Below are 14,365 nucleotides of genomic sequence, written 5' to 3'. Positions count from 1 at the left end.
AGGGGTAATGGGCTCTCGTGCGCGACACCGAAGCAGCAAGCGAACTACGTGACGGTGACGTCGTACTCGGGGATGACTGGGTCATTCCCGACGATTCCGAGTCAGCGGAACTGAGGGAAAAACGTTCTCAGAGAAACCTGTTTTCTCTGCGAGGCTCGCCTTTGGCGCGCAAGATCATCACCTTTAACCTGATCGCGCTGGTGATCCTGGTTACGGGGCTGCTGTATCTGGACGATTCGCGGAAAGAGACGGTTCAGCAAACAGCGCGCAATCTGCTTGGCGATGCGCAGCTGGTCAGCAACGTCTTTGAAACCCAGCTGCGACAGGGTGCGCAACACACCGCACAGGATGCTGGGAACCTCGACGTAAGAGATACGCTGTCTGGGTTGACACTTCCCGAAGGCGGCGAAGTCTTTGTCTATGACGCCAGTGGCACCCTGATTGGCTGGACACGCGGCGCCCCGCAAGTGTCGGCCATGCCGGTTCTTCTGCAAACCAATTCCGAGCTGCAAACCGGCAGCACAGTAATCAGCGACACGCTGAACGCGGTGTGGATCGGTGTGTCGAACCTTCTCAACTGGTCGACCGAGGTCGAGGCACCGACGCTGGCACAACGGGTGCAGGGAATAATCCCGCAGGCGCTGGCAGGCCAAAGTCAGGTGCAGGCTGTTCAGGACGCCGCAGGTGAGACCGTGATCGTGGCCGCTGCGCCGATCCTCTACGAAGATACCCCGGCCGGAGCGGTCGCCATCACCGGCCCAGCAGGCGAGATTGACGCATTGGCCCGTCGCGAGCAGGAACGCATCCTGCAAATGTTCGTGGTGGCTTTGCTGGTTTCGGTGGGTCTGAGCCTTGTGCTGGCTTCGACCATCGCCAACCCGCTGGCAGATCTGGCCGCAGCGGCGGAAATGGGTAAGGACCGGGGCACAGGGGTCAATCCGGGGCGCATTCGCATCCCTGATCTTAGCGCCCGTCCCGATGAAATCGGCCGCCTTAGCCGCGCTTTGCGGGGCATGGTAAATGCTCTGTATAATCGGATTGACGCAAACGAACAGTTCGCAGCTGATGTCGCCCATGAAATCAAGAACCCCCTGGCCAGCTTGCAATCCGCTGTCGGTACATTTCGCATGGTCAAGCGCGAAGATCAGCGCGACAAGCTGCTGGCTGTGATCGAGCATGACGTTCGGCGTCTGGACCGGCTGGTCAGCGACATCTCGAACGCATCGCGTCTTGACGCGGAACTGGTCAAGGAAGAAGAGCAACCCTTTGATCTGCTCAAACTGATTGGCAATTTAGGTCAATATCTGGGTGAGGATGCGCGATCGAAGGGGATCGACTATATCACCGATCTGCCATCCGATCCGATTGTCATCAACGGGCTTGAGGCCCGGCTGGCGCAGGTTTTCGTCAATCTGATCACCAATGCCATTTCCTTCTGTGAAGAAAATGACGCGATCAGGGTCTGGGTGCGTCAGCGCGACAACCGTGTTCTTGTCGTGGTCGAAGACACCGGGCCGGGTATTCCGGAACAGGCCTTGACCAAAGTGTTCAAGCGATTCTATTCGCAACGCCCACCCGAGCATTTCGGCAACAATTCGGGGCTCGGTTTGGCCATCTCGAAACAGATTGTCGAAGCCCATGGCGGCGTAATCTGGGCTGAGAATATCCGCCCGACAGAGGCTGATATCACGTCAGACCCGCTGGGCGCGCGTTTTGTGGTGGGGTTGCCCGTTTAAACCATGCAAGCAGGTTCTCTGTCAGACGCCAAAGACCGGGACAGCGCTTGTGTTCATGCCTCATGTATAACAGTGGCCGGGCGCGGGCTGTTGATTGTCGGTGCCTCGGGCGCGGGAAAATCGGCATTGGCATTGCAGATGATGACCTATGGGGCAGGGCTGGTTGCGGATGATCGGGTCGAACTGTCAAGGCGGGGCCATCAGGTCATTGCCGCCGCCGTGCCGCAGATACAGGGTTTGATCGAGGCCCGTCACATTGGTTTGATCAAAGCGGATGCATTCGGACCGGTCCCTTTGGACTATGTTATGGACCTGGATCAAAACGAGCCGCAGAGGTTGCCTGCCGAGGCGACAATCGTGCTGCTGGGGCAAACTGTTCCCTTGCTTCGCGGGGCAGGCGTGCCCAACTTGGCCGCAGCGTTGATGCAGCTTCTGAAATATGGGCGTGTACACCCGGAATGGCCGAACAAATGACAGAGCAACGGCGGATCGTGTTGGTTACAGGCCCATCAGGGGCCGGAAGATCCACAGCCATTCATGTCCTGGAAGACCTGGGCTTTGAGGCTATCGACAACTTGCCGATGGGCCTGTTGCTGCGCCTACTGGACAGTGCGGACAGCGACCGCCCAATGGCGCTGGGCATTGACGCCCGCAATCGCGATTTCTCGACAATCGGGTTTATCGAACTGGCCGAAAGCCTGGGTCGCATGGCGCGGGTGGATTTGACCGTTCTGTATCTGGATTGCAGCGACGACGTGTTGGTGCGCCGGTTTTCGGAAACCCGCAGGCGGCACCCCGTTGCCAAGAATGCCAGCCCTGAGACCGGCGTTCAGCGTGAAAAAGAGCTGCTGGCCCCCATACGCGAGATTGCAGATACCCTGATCGATACAAGCCATCTGAACGTGCATCAGCTGCGGGAAGAAGTTGAAAACTGGTTTGCGCCCCAAGGGGGGCGACATCTGGCAGTTTCTGTCGAGTCGTTTTCGTACAAGCGGGGCCTTCCGCGCGGGCTGGACATGGTCTTTGATTGCCGGTTTCTGGCAAACCCGTATTGGCGCCCCGAGTTGCGGGCGGCGGACGGGCGGCACTCGGACGTTGCGCGCTTTGTTCAATCGGATATGAATTACGCACCCTTTCTTGAACGTGTTATGGATTTGCTTACTTTGTTGCTGCCGGCCTTTCGGGCCGAAGGAAAAGCACATCTGTCGGTGGCTTTTGGATGCACGGGTGGGCAACACAGATCCGTCGCAATGGCAGAAGCTGTTGCAAAGGCCCTTGCAGAGGACGGGCAGCAGGTGGCAATTAGACATCGCGAGATGGAACGTCGGTCGTTGAGTGTGAGGTCGGATTGATCGGAATAGTGATCGTTGCGCATGGCGGTTTGGCCCAGGAATACCTGGCCGCCACACAGCATGTGGTCGGACCGCAGCCCGGCCTTGTGGCCATTGCGATCGAACCCGACCACGATAGGGATGAAAAACAGGCGGAAATCTGTCGTGCGGCTGACGAAGTGGATATGGGCGACGGTGTTGTCGTTGTAACCGACCTGTTCGGTGGCAGCCCTTCAAATCTCAGCCTGCGGGCCTGTGCGCCTCAGGATCGGCGGATATTGTATGGGGCAAACCTGCCAATGCTCATTAAATTGGCCAAAAGCCGCCACTTACCCGTTGGTGATGCTGTCCGCCAGGCAATGGAAGCTGGACGGAAATACATCAATGCGCAAAATGTGACTTTGGACTAAAACCGGATTGATGAATATGACCACCCGAAGCCTGAAAATTATCAATGAAAAAGGTCTGCATGCCCGCGCCTCGGCAAAACTGGTCGAGGTTGTGGAAGGTTTCGACGCGCATGCCGAGGTGTCGAAGGACGGAATTTCTGCGTCAGGTGACAGTATTATGGGCCTTTTGATGTTGGCAGCCTCTCGCGGAACAACTATTGACGTCGAGACCTCCGGGCCGGATGCTGAAGCATTGGCAGAAGCTCTGGAAGCGCTTGTGAACGACAAGTTCGGAGAGGGGTTCTAAGCTGCCCTTGCCGGGACAGGAAGAACGGGAAGACCAGGAATTGGCGGAAACGACGCACGAGACCAAGACAAGCCCGGTGGTGGATGGGACCGCAGATCAGGGCGAGATCTACGACCGTAGAACTCTGACCTATGCAAACTCGTTCGATGACGCCTGGACTTCAACGGCCATTCGCGCCATCGAATGGTGCACGGGCAAGCTGACCATTCTGCGGATGGTCAACAAATTCGAGAAAAAGAACGAATTTTATCGTGGGCAGCGGTTCTGGGGTGGCGCGCTTGAGGTGATGGGGATCGACCTGACCACGCCGCTAGAGCAGATCGCCCGTATTCCAAAAACCGGCCCTGTGGTTGTCGTTGCCAACCACCCCCACGGAATGGTGGATGGTATGATTCTGGCCGAGTTGATCGGGCGGGTCCGCAGTGATTATCGCATTCTGACCCGCTCGGTCCTGACGGGTCTGGATGAGGCCGCGACATCTTTCATGATCCCGGTTCCATTTCCGCATGACCCCGAGGCGCAGGCCAAGATGCTGGAAATGCGTGGCAAGGCGATGGACCATCTGAAGGACGGCGGCGTCGTGGCGCTGTTCCCGTCCGGTGTCGTCATGTCATCGGATGACTGGTTTGGCCCCGCAGTCGAGCGCGAGTGGAATGTGTTCACCGCAAAAATGATCCGCCGTTCAGGCGCGCGCGTGGTGCCGATTTTCTTTCCCGGCAGCAACTCGCGCTGGTACCAGATCGCCAACAAACTGTCGCCGATCCTGCGGCAAGGCTTGTTGCTGCATGAAATCGTCCGCTCGTGCAAAAAACCGCAATCGCCGGTCATTGGTGATCCGATCTCGGATCAGGACATGGAACAGTTGGAGAGAGACCCGCGTGGTTTCATGACCTGGCTCAGAAACCATACACTGTCGCTGGGCAAGTCAGGCAAGTCCTGACCCGTGTTTTCATCTGACCTGTACCGTACCGGGCACGGGCGGTTTACTTAACGTGTCGGAACCGGCACCTCGCCGCGATAGTCATAGAAACCGCGTTGCGTCTTGCGCCCCAGCCATCCGGCCTCGACATATTTGGTCAATAGCGGGCAGGGGCGATACTTTGTATCAGCCAGACCATCATGCAAGACGTTCATGATGGCAAGACATGTGTCCAGCCCGATGAAATCCGCCAGTTCCAACGGCCCCATGGGGTGATTCGCACCCAGCTTCATCGATTGGTCGATGGATTGGACGCTTCCGACACCTTCATACAGCGTATAAACGGCTTCGTTGATCATCGGCATCAGGATGCGGTTAACGATGAAAGCCGGGAAATCTTCGGCGCTGGCAGCTGTTTTGCCCAACCGGTCCACGACCGCCTTGCAGGCTTTGAAGGTTTCCTCATCTGTTGCGATACCGCGGATCAGTTCCACCAATTGCATGATCGGAACCGGGTTCATGAAGTGGAAACCCATGAAACGTTCGGGCCGGTCGGTACGGCTGGCCAGACGCGTGATGGAAATGGACGACGTATTCGACGTCAGGATCGTATGCGGCAGGAGGTGCGGTTGCAGATCTTCGAAAATGGCCTGTTTGACCGTTTCCCGCTCGGTTGCGGCTTCGATCACCAGATCGGTCTGTCCCAGCTGCGGCAATTCAAGGGTGGTCGTAATACGCTTCAGGGCCGCCTGCATCGCATCGTCAGTGATCTTGCCACGTGATGCCTGACGCGCCATGTTGCCTTCGATCGTGGCCATTGCGCTGTTCAACGCATCCTGACTGACATCATTCAGCAAGACATCGTATTCCGCCAAAGCCAGAACATGGGCAATGCCGTTGCCCATCTGACCCGCGCCAATCACCCCGACCGATTTAACTTCCATGTTCAGCTGCCTTTGCCCTGGAGGATACCGGGACAGTATCGGCAGACCGGGGCGGGCGGCAAGAGGATCGAACCGGTCAATTTTGCTTCAAATGCGCGCATTAGGAGATTCTCAATACCTAAGGCCGCAAATTGGCAATTGGGTGAAAATTTGGGGGGCTTGGTATGAGCTTTCATCGTGTAAGCAACGGCACAGAGGCCGCGTGCCAATATGCAGGATCAAATCTTTGGTTTCGGTCGCCGCCCGGAAATCTTGATACGCCTTATGTGGCCTGCCTGGGTGGAGAAGAGACGTTTGGCCGGTTCGTGGAATATCCGTACCCGGCATTGCTTGCAAAAAGGTTGCCGAAACCTTGTATCAATTTTGGTAACCTTTTTTGCGGGGCTGACGCGTTGCTTGCCGATCCGGGGGTATTAAACCTTGTCAACGGATCGGACCGTTGTGTGCTGCAAGTGCTGGACGTGCCCTGCCAGTCGAACAGGTTCTATCGCGTGCACCCGCGTCGGAATGATCGGTTTCTTGAACCTTCGCGCGATCTGCTGGATCTTTATCCCGAGGTCGATTTCACGGAAATCCACTTTGTCAGGCATTTGCTGGAACGGTTGCGGGCCACAAAGGACGCGCGCTTTGAGGTTGTGGCGCAGGAGTTGCGAGAGACATGGTTGCGCAACACATCCGAGCTGATACGCCGGATCAAGTCGGGGGTTGTTCTTCTCTGGCTGCATATACAGCGACAGGAGGACCGGCATCGCGATCTTGTCCTGCCCGACGCTGACATGATCGAACAGGTTCGACAGCTATGTGCCGATGTCGTGGAATGCTCGGTCAGTGTGTCCTCCTTGTCAGACGAGATCGAGGACGTGTTGTTCGGGGCGCTGCAACAGCCTGTGGCCGAGCATATGCTTGGCCCCTCAGCGCATAGGGAGATTGCTTTGAAGCTTGAGGTGGCTTTGAGGGGATTGAATTGAAAAAGGCCCGCTCGGTGGCGGGCCTTTGGTGATTGTGGGGCTAAGGTCTCGGCTGCGTTCAGCCGAGCTTTTCGGTCAGTTCCGGGACCGCCTGGAACAGGTCGGCGACCAGTCCGAAGTCGGCGACCTGGAAGATCGGCGCTTCTTCGTCCTTGTTGATCGCAACGATGACCTTTGAATCCTTCATGCCCGCAAGGTGCTGGATTGCGCCCGAGATGCCGACCGCGACATAAAGATCGGGGGCAACAACCTTGCCGGTCTGACCCACCTGCCAGTCGTTCGGGGCATAGCCCGAGTCCACAGCGGCGCGCGATGCGCCAACCGCGGCACCCAGCTTGTCAGCCAGAGCTTCGATCAGCTTGAAGTCGTCTTGCGAGCCGACACCACGGCCGCCCGAGACAACAACGCCAGCCGAGGTCAGTTCCGGACGGTCGCTTGCAGCCACCTTGTCTTCGACCCACGACGACAGGCCGGGATTGTCGCCGACCGAGATGGTCTCGACCGCAGCCGAGCCACCTTCGCCCGCCGCGTCAAAGCTGGCGGTGCGGATGGTGACGACCTTCTTGGCGTCGTTCGACTTCACGGTCTGGATCGCGTTGCCCGCATAGATCGGGCGCTCAAACGTCGAGCCGTCAACCACACCCGAGGCATCCGAGATCACCATAACGTCCAGCAGGGCTGCGACGCGCGGCATCACGTTCTTGGCGTCGGTGGTCGCGGGGGCCACGATATGCTCGTACCCATCGGCCAGACCCACGATCAGCGCGGCGGTCGATTCCGCCAGGCGATGACCCAGCGACGCGTCTTCGGCAACCAGCACCTTGGACACGCCGTCGATCTTGGCGGCAGCCTCGCCGGCAGCGGCGGCCGAGCCACCCGCGGCCAGAACGGTCACGTCACCCAGCGCCCTGGCGGCGTTGACGGCCTTGGCGGTGGCGTCCAGCGCCAGTTCGCCATTGTTGACTTCGGCAAGCAGAAGTACAGCCATTACACAGCCCCCGCTTCTTTGAGTTTCGAAACCAGCTCATCCACCGAGCCAACGATGATACCAGCGGCCCGTGCCGGCGGTTCTTCGGTCTTGACAATTTCCAGGCGCGGCGTGACGTCGACGCCGTAATCGGCGGCGGTTTTCTCGTCCAGCGGCTTTTTCTTCGCCTTCATGATGTTGGGCAGCGACGCATAGCGTGGCTCGTTCAGGCGCAGGTCAACGGTCACGATGGTCGGCATCTTGACGCTGATGGTCTGCAACCCGCCATCCACCTCGCGGGTGATCTTGGCACTGTCGCCTTCGATATCCAGTTCCGAGGCAAAGGTGCCCTGCGACCAGCCCAGCAGGGCCGACAGCATCTGACCGGTGGCGTTCATGTCGTTGTCGATCGCCTGCTTGCCCGCCAGAACGATGCCGGGCTGCTCTTCCTCGACCACCTTGGCCAGGATCTTGGCAACCGCCAGCGGCTCGATATCGGTATGCACATCATCCGTCGCAACAACCAGAATCGCCCGATCAGCCCCCATGGCCAGCGCGGTCCGCAGCGTCTCCTGCGCCTGCTTCACACCAATTGAAACGGCAACAACTTCGTCTGCCTTGCCAGCCTCTTTCAGGCGAATGGCCTCTTCAACCGCAATCTCGTCGAACGGGTTCATCGACATTTTGACATTGGCGAGATCAACACCGCTACCGTCCGCTTTCACGCGGACCTTCACATTGTAGTCAATCACGCGTTTGACAGGTACCAGTACCTTCATTGTAGCGCTTTCTCCTCAAAAAACGGCAAGCCGCGAAGGCGACTCCACCAATGCTCTCGTCGGACTTGATAACGTCTGCTGCACCCGCAAAACAGAGCAAAATCGTCACGTCGTCGCGTCGGGACGTCGCGTTTTGCAGTTTTTTACCTTGAGGCACGCAAGATTGTTGCCCGCATTGTGCCTATTTTCTGGGAAATATTCAGCGGTTCGCGCCAGGAACCCACAGCACGTCGTCCTTGCCATCGTTGTTTGCGCAACGGGCCGCGACGAAAAACCAGTCACTTAGCCGGTTGAGGTATTTGACGGCCACATCGTTAACCGGTTCCATATTTGTCAACTCGACTGCCAATCGCTCGGCGCGACGCGATACGGTGCGGCACACGTGCAAATGCGCGGCCAGCCGCGCCCCCCCCGGCAGGATAAAGCTGCGCAGCGGTTCCAATGTTTCGTTCATGATGTCAATTTCGGCTTCCAGCCGGTCGATCTGAGCGGATACGATTCGCAGCGGTGGATAGTCCGCTTCGGCATCCTTCTCCATTTCAGGACGGCAAAAATCTGCACCAAGATCAAACAGGTCGTTCTGAATCCGCGACAGGGCGGCATCGACTTCGCCTTCAGCCTCGGTGCGGGCCACGCCAACAAAAGAATTCAACTCGTCCACTGTTCCGTAGGCGGCAACGCGTCCCGAATACTTTGCCACACGCTCGCCATTTCCCAGTGCGGTTTTGCCATCGTCGCCGGTGCGTGTGTAGATTTTGTTCAGTACAACCATTACTGTACTCCTTGCCCGCGTAGATAGACGTAAATCACGATTAAAATAACGGCGATGAACTGAAAGAGGATGCGCAGGCGCATCATCTTGTTGCTTTTCTTAGCTGCTTCCATGCCGCCTTTGCCGAAATTCGCGATGCCCAGGGCTAACACAACGACAACCGCCGCCATGGCCAGAAGCAGAATGACCATTAAAGGGTCCATTTAAAGTCACCGTCCGGTTTTTTCGATTATCACCCATCTAGCGTCAAGGCACCGAAAAGCGAACGGGAAATAACGTCTCAGATATCCGAAAGGATGCGGTCCGTGGCTTTTGTTGGCAGAATCCGGCGCAGAACCCCTGCGACATATGTCGGGGTGGTTACATAGTAGCGTGGTTTGGGGCGGCGCGCCTCGACCGCATGGGCCAGCTTGTCGGTGACGGCGGAGGCGGGCAGTTCGAACCGGTCCGGTGCACTGTTTTCGTATAACCGCTTCAGCAGCGAACCTTCGTATTTTTCCCGCAGGGCCGAGTTCTCCCAGTCGATGTACTTTTCGAACACCGGGATTGCCTTTTCCCTGAGCTTCGAGGTGATCGGGCCGGGCTCGATCAAAACGACCTGAATGCCGGTATCCCGCAGCTCCAGCCGCAAGGTGTCGGTCAGTCCTTCGATGGCGTATTTGGTGGCGACATATGCGCCGCGCCAGGGGAAGGCGACAAGGCCCAGTACCGAGGAACATTGCACGATCCGGCCGTGGCCCTGCTCGCGCATGACGGGAATAACCTGTCGGGTCAGCTCGTGCCATCCAAAGACATTTGTTTCAAAGATATGGCGCAGAGCGTCTGTCGGGACGTCTTCAACCGCACCAGGCAGTCCATGCGCGCCGTTGTTGAACAGCGCGTCCAGCGTACCGCCCGTTGCTTCAAGTACGTATGACAATCCCGAGGAAATGGTGTCTTGGTCAGTATAGTCGATTCTTGGGCTTTCAAACCCTTGCGCGCGCAGGCGATCACAGTCGCGCTGCTGTCGGCAGGATGCAAACACACGCCAGCCTCGTGCACGCATTCCGTGTGCTGCGTCCAGCCCAATGCCCGACGAGCATCCCGTAATAAGAATCGATTTCTGCATGTGCCTTCCGAAGTTGAACCCCGCCAAAAGCTAGGGTGGGGTTTGCGGCAGGGCAATGACGTCCGGGCGTCAGTTTGATGTTTTCCGGACAAGTGATGCTGAAATCCACCCAACCTGTTGCGCGGGCAACACGCGCAGGCGCAGCCAGCCGGTGCCGGAGTCACTCAGGACCTCGACCCGTTGGCCAAGCGCGGCCTTGCCGATGATGGGATAGATCGTGCCGGGGCCATCGCGCAGATTAACCCGGGTGCCCGAAATTTCGCGGATGTCGGTCTGGGCCTCGGCAGGCGTGGGCAGTTCGACGACGGGCAACTCAGCGTCGGTGATCACCTGCTCCAGTGCGGTCACACCCTGTTCCAGTGACGCCAGGGTCAGTGTCACGCTTTCGTCCTGGAACAACGAAGGATTGGCCTTCAAGCCAGCCGCGACCTGCGAGAGGAGGGCCTTTGTTTCGGTCTCGCCCAACTGGGTTACCGCCTCGGCAACAGGTGGATCCGCCAGAGCGGGTTTGACGGCGGCCCGGGTGACCAAATCTTCGACAGGTGCAGGTTCAACGACCGGGGCAGCCGGTTCGGCCACGACAACCACGCGTTCCGGTTTGGCAGGGCGTACGCCGCGCGGTTCAAAATCGGGGCCGCCGCTCATCACGTAAAAGGTCCAGCCGAGCGCGGCAAAGGTAACAAGTATCAGGCGCGTCATGGCGCATCCCCCAAAGCAATCGTAACATCAACAAATGGCAGCAAATCAATTGATGAGATCTTAGCATATTTTGGGTGACGAGTCGAAAAATGGGGGAAAACAACACGGTGTCTCCCCCTGTTGCAAAAAGCACGACTTTTCCCCAGCAATTTATGTGCTGCTCGCTTTACCAGGGCGCACTTGCGTCGTATCACATCATATATGAACGATACGATCGATGACCCCAACATGGAGGCCCCTGCAGGTGGGGGCGAGGTAGCTGAACCGCTGCGCCGCGCGATTGGTGAGCGGTATCTGACCTATGCACTGTCCACTATCATGCACCGGGCGCTGCCCGATGCGCGGGACGGGTTGAAGCCGGTTCACCGCCGAATCCTCTATGCGATGAGAGAGTTGCGACTCAGTGCAACCGGAGGTTTCCGGAAGTCTGCCAAGATTTCCGGCGACGTGATGGGCAACTATCACCCGCATGGCGACGCCGCGATCTATGACGCGATGGCGCGTCTGGCACAGGATTTCAACGTCCGCTATCCGCTGGTCGACGGGCAGGGCAATTTCGGCAATATCGACGGCGATAACCCGGCGGCCTCGCGCTATACCGAAGCGCGGATGACCATCGTGGCCGAGGCGCTGCTGGAAGGGTTGAACGAAGACGCCGTTGATTTCCGCGACAATTACGACGGCACCCTGACCGAACCGGTCGTCCTGCCCGCACAGTTCCCGAACCTGCTGGCCAATGGCGCAAGTGGTATCGCGGTGGGGATGGCGACGAATATCCCGCCGCACAACATCTCGGAACTCTGCGACGCCTGTCTGCATCTGATCAAGACACCGGACGCGCGCGACGACACGTTGCTGAACTACGTGCCCGGCCCTGACTTCCCGACCGGTGGCGTGATTGTCGAGCCACCCGAGAATATCGCGCAAGCCTATCGCACCGGGCGCGGTTCGTTCCGTTTGCGCTGCAAGTACGAGGTCGAGGACTTGGGGCGCGGACAGTGGCAGATCATCGTCACCGAGATTCCTTATCAGGTTCAAAAGTCCAAGCTGATCGAAAAGATCGCGGAACTGATCCAGACCAAGAAAATCCCGATCCTTGCCGATGTGCGGGACGAATCCGCCGATGACATCCGCCTGATCCTCGAGCCGCGCTCCAAGAATGTGGACCCTGAGGTGCTGATGGGCATGCTTTATCGCAACTCGGACCTCGAGGTGCGGTTCAGCCTGAACATGAACGTGCTGATCGACGGGGTGACGCCCAAAGTCTGCTCGATGAAGGAAGTGCTGCGCGCTTTCCTTGATCACCGGCAAGAGGTGCTGATCCGTCGCTCGCGCCACCGCATGGCCAAGATCGACCACCGGCTGGAAGTGTTGGAGGGCTTTATCGTTGCCTTCCTGAACCTCGACCGTGTGATAGACATCATCCGCTACGACGAAGACCCCAAAGCCGCGCTGATGCGCGAGGATTGGGGGATCGACCACATCCGCGCCACCAGCGAGGCCGACTATGTCTCACCCAAACCGGGCGAGGGCGAGTTGTCCGAGGTTCAGGTTGACGCGATCCTCAACATGCGCCTGCGCAGCCTGCGCCGTCTGGAAGAGATGGAGCTGGTTCGAGAACGCGATGAGTTGATGCTGGAACGTGCCAACCTCGAAGACCTGTTGGCCGACGAAGGCCTGCAATGGGCCAAGATTTCCGAGCAGTTGAAAGAGACGAAAAAGACCTTCGGCAAAGATTACGAAGGCGGCGCGCGCCGCACGCGGTTCGCCGAAGCGGGTGAGGTCGAAGAGGTGCCGCTTGAGGCGATGATCGACCGCGAACCGATCACGGTCGTCTGCTCTCAGATGGGTTGGATTCGCGCCATGACCGGTCATATCGACCTGACCCGTGAATTGAAGTTCAAGGATGGCGACGGGCCGCGCTTTATCTTCCATGCGGAAACGACCGACCGGTTGCTGGTCTTCGCTTCGAACGGGCGGTTTTATACAGTCAGCGCGGCCAATCTGCCCGGCGGGCGGGGCATGGGCGAACCCCTGCGCCTGATGATCGATTTGCCGAACGAGGCACGGATCATCGATATCCTGATCCACAAACCGGGGCGCAAGCTGCTGGTGGCCTCGGATGCGGGCAACGGGTTCATGGTGCCCGAAGATGACGTGCTGGCCCAGACGCGAAACGGCAAGCAGGTGCTGAACGTCAAGGACGACGAAACAGCAGTGATCTGCAAACCGGTCGAGGGCGACCACGTTGCAATCGTGTCCCAGAACGGCAAGTTCCTTGTCTTCCCGACAGAAGAATTGCCCGAAATGACTCGCGGCAAGGGCGTGCGCCTGCAAAAATACAATATGGCACGCGGGCGGCAGGGGACGCTTGAGCTGGACGGCGGTCTGTCTGACATCACCACCTTCAACTGGGAGGAGGGCCTGAAATGGTCCATGGGAGGCGACAAGACCCGGCATGAGGCAGATATGTCCCAATGGCTGTCCAAGCGCGCTAGCGTAGGTAAAAAAGCGCCTTACGGCTTCCCGCGGGACTATAAGTTTTCGTGATCCGACCCCGGTTGCGGTAGAAATCCACCGATACGGCTTGGCACAACCCGTATCGGTGCGCTACACCCAATAAAAACAGGCCTATCGAGACAGAGAGACATGTTGCGCATTCTGACCCTAATCACCGGATTGGCCCTGATGGCCGCATGCACGCAGACGCAGGTTTATGAGCCGCCTGAATCGTTGGGTGAATTCAAGCTGCGGGTCAACTACGCGTTCGCTGACAAGGCCGTGCAAGGGCCAGTATCCCGCGATGCAACACCCGACGAATGGACGAAGGCCATCCAGAATGCAGTCGATATTCGTCTGGGCCGTTATGAAGGTACGCAGGAATATGACATCGGAATCAGCCTGGAAGGCTACATGCTGGCGCCCCCGGGAATCCCGATCATCTACAATCCCAAAAGCACTGCGATTGTGCTGGTCAACGTTTATGACGTGAAGAAAGAAAAGTTTCTGGCAAAGGGAAAGCAGTTCCAGGTGCTGGAAGACACGACCGGAGGCAGTGCGCTGAAAGGGTCGGGGCACGAGCGTACCAAAAACGAACAGATGGCCGGTCTGTCACTGAAAGTAGCCGACCGGGTCGAAGAGTGGCTGGCTGAAGAACATGAAGAGAATGGCTGGTTCGAAAAACGGCCAGACCTGATCCAGCCCCTCGATTCCACCGAGGTTACGCAAAATCCGGCGGGATAACCGCATTTCCCTCAGGATGTGCTTGATTTTCCCCTTTGAACCAAATATCTCGCGCGCGCAGATAGTAACCCGGGACCAAGGGTCCCCCAAATCGCAAAAGGGCGCCTGAGGAATGGCAAAGGAAAAGTTTGAGCGTACAAAACCGCACGTCAACATCGGCACGATTGGGCATGTTGACCATGGTAAGACGACGCTGACCGCAG

The 14,365-nt window shown here is 58.2% G+C and carries 17 protein-coding genes; 10 read left to right on the top strand and 7 right to left on the bottom strand.

Translation table 11 applies throughout. From position 1 onward, the window contains the following. Positions 1–17 precede the first annotated feature (17 nt). Genes ACR0AM_RS16420 through ACR0AM_RS16395 form a run of 6 tightly spaced genes read left to right on the top strand, consistent with a single transcriptional unit; the run spans position 18 to position 4,703 of the window. On the top strand, positions 18–1,736 hold the full coding sequence (locus ACR0AM_RS16420; RefSeq protein WP_480623490.1) for an ATP-binding protein: 1,719 nt from the start codon (positions 18–20) through the stop codon (positions 1,734–1,736). Positions 1,737–1,739: 3 nt separating this feature from the next. Beyond that, positions 1,740–2,210, top strand: a complete 471-nt coding sequence (locus tag ACR0AM_RS16415) for an HPr kinase/phosphorylase (RefSeq protein ID WP_480473855.1) — start codon at positions 1,740–1,742, stop codon at positions 2,208–2,210. Beyond that, positions 2,207–3,088 carry an RNase adapter RapZ gene (gene rapZ, locus ACR0AM_RS16410; RefSeq protein ID WP_480623489.1) on the top strand — a complete coding sequence of 294 codons (882 nt, stop codon included), beginning with the start codon at positions 2,207–2,209 and terminating at the stop codon, positions 3,086–3,088. Before ACR0AM_RS16415 ends, rapZ begins: the two co-directional genes overlap by 4 nt. Continuing rightward, a complete protein-coding gene (locus ACR0AM_RS16405; RefSeq protein ID WP_209506320.1) occupies positions 3,085–3,477 on the top strand; it encodes a PTS sugar transporter subunit IIA in 393 nt (130 codons plus the stop codon). Before rapZ ends, ACR0AM_RS16405 begins: the two co-directional genes overlap by 4 nt. Positions 3,478–3,493: 16 nt before the next feature. Beyond that, positions 3,494–3,763 carry an HPr family phosphocarrier protein gene (locus ACR0AM_RS16400; RefSeq protein ID WP_209506323.1) on the top strand — a complete coding sequence of 90 codons (270 nt, stop codon included), beginning with the start codon at positions 3,494–3,496 and terminating at the stop codon, positions 3,761–3,763. A gap of 40 nt (positions 3,764–3,803) precedes the next feature. After that, a complete protein-coding gene (locus ACR0AM_RS16395) occupies positions 3,804–4,703 on the top strand; it encodes a lysophospholipid acyltransferase family protein (RefSeq protein WP_480623488.1) in 900 nt (299 codons plus the stop codon). A 47-nt stretch (positions 4,704–4,750) separates the two neighbouring features. Here the strand turns inward: ACR0AM_RS16395 and ACR0AM_RS16390 are convergent, their stop codons facing one another. Continuing rightward, entirely contained in the window at positions 4,751–5,626 is an 876-nt protein-coding gene (locus tag ACR0AM_RS16390; protein ID WP_209506328.1) for a 3-hydroxybutyryl-CoA dehydrogenase, read from the bottom strand. A 164-nt stretch (positions 5,627–5,790) separates the two neighbouring features. Between ACR0AM_RS16390 and ACR0AM_RS16385 the strand changes: the two genes are divergently transcribed. Then, on the top strand, positions 5,791–6,594 hold the full coding sequence (locus ACR0AM_RS16385) for a DUF6473 family protein (protein ID WP_480623487.1): 804 nt from the start codon (positions 5,791–5,793) through the stop codon (positions 6,592–6,594). Between the two features lie 58 nt (positions 6,595–6,652). Here the strand turns inward: ACR0AM_RS16385 and ACR0AM_RS16380 are convergent, their stop codons facing one another. The 6 genes from ACR0AM_RS16380 to ACR0AM_RS16355 all read right to left on the bottom strand — a co-directional run bounded on the left by ACR0AM_RS16380 (position 6,653) and on the right by ACR0AM_RS16355 (position 10,919). Beyond that, the gene (locus ACR0AM_RS16380; RefSeq protein WP_267364206.1) at positions 6,653–7,582 is read right to left on the bottom strand and encodes an electron transfer flavoprotein subunit alpha/FixB family protein; all 930 of its coding nucleotides are present in this window, start codon (positions 7,580–7,582) and stop codon (positions 6,653–6,655) included. Beyond that, positions 7,582–8,340 (bottom strand): electron transfer flavoprotein subunit beta/FixA family protein, encoded by a 759-nt coding sequence (locus ACR0AM_RS16375; RefSeq protein WP_267364208.1) that lies wholly within the window; start codon positions 8,338–8,340, stop codon positions 7,582–7,584. The genes ACR0AM_RS16380 and ACR0AM_RS16375 overlap by 1 nt, the downstream gene beginning before the upstream one ends. Before the next feature lie 199 nt (positions 8,341–8,539). Further along, on the bottom strand, positions 8,540–9,112 hold the full coding sequence (locus ACR0AM_RS16370; RefSeq protein ID WP_480473851.1) for a cob(I)yrinic acid a,c-diamide adenosyltransferase: 573 nt from the start codon (positions 9,110–9,112) through the stop codon (positions 8,540–8,542). Then, positions 9,112–9,315: a twin transmembrane helix small protein gene (locus ACR0AM_RS16365; RefSeq protein ID WP_480494604.1), complete on the bottom strand. Its 204-nt coding sequence runs from the start codon at positions 9,313–9,315 to the stop codon at positions 9,112–9,114. The genes ACR0AM_RS16370 and ACR0AM_RS16365 overlap by 1 nt, the downstream gene beginning before the upstream one ends. A 77-nt stretch (positions 9,316–9,392) precedes the next feature. Continuing rightward, positions 9,393–10,220 (bottom strand): SDR family NAD(P)-dependent oxidoreductase, encoded by an 828-nt coding sequence (locus ACR0AM_RS16360; protein WP_480519504.1) that lies wholly within the window; start codon positions 10,218–10,220, stop codon positions 9,393–9,395. 69 nt (positions 10,221–10,289) lie between these two features. After that, positions 10,290–10,919, bottom strand: coding sequence for an SH3 domain-containing protein (locus tag ACR0AM_RS16355; protein ID WP_480623486.1), 630 nt, complete (start codon positions 10,917–10,919; stop codon positions 10,290–10,292). A gap of 201 nt (positions 10,920–11,120) precedes the next feature. Here ACR0AM_RS16355 and ACR0AM_RS16350 point away from each other — a divergent pair, with 201 nt between their 5' ends. The 3 genes from ACR0AM_RS16350 to ACR0AM_RS16340 form a co-directional block, all read left to right on the top strand. Then, positions 11,121–13,469, top strand: a complete 2,349-nt coding sequence (locus ACR0AM_RS16350; protein ID WP_480623485.1) for a DNA topoisomerase IV subunit A — start codon at positions 11,121–11,123, stop codon at positions 13,467–13,469. 99 nt (positions 13,470–13,568) lie between these two features. Beyond that, positions 13,569–14,162: a hypothetical protein gene (locus tag ACR0AM_RS16345; RefSeq protein WP_480473846.1), complete on the top strand. Its 594-nt coding sequence runs from the start codon at positions 13,569–13,571 to the stop codon at positions 14,160–14,162. Between the two features lie 112 nt (positions 14,163–14,274). Further along, on the top strand, positions 14,275–14,365 hold a 91-nt coding region (locus ACR0AM_RS16340; protein WP_215675807.1), incomplete at its 3' end, for a GTP-binding protein.

This window comes from Ruegeria sp. AD9 (genome assembly GCF_056542305.1).
This window is presented reverse-complemented; position numbering and strand designations above follow the sequence as displayed.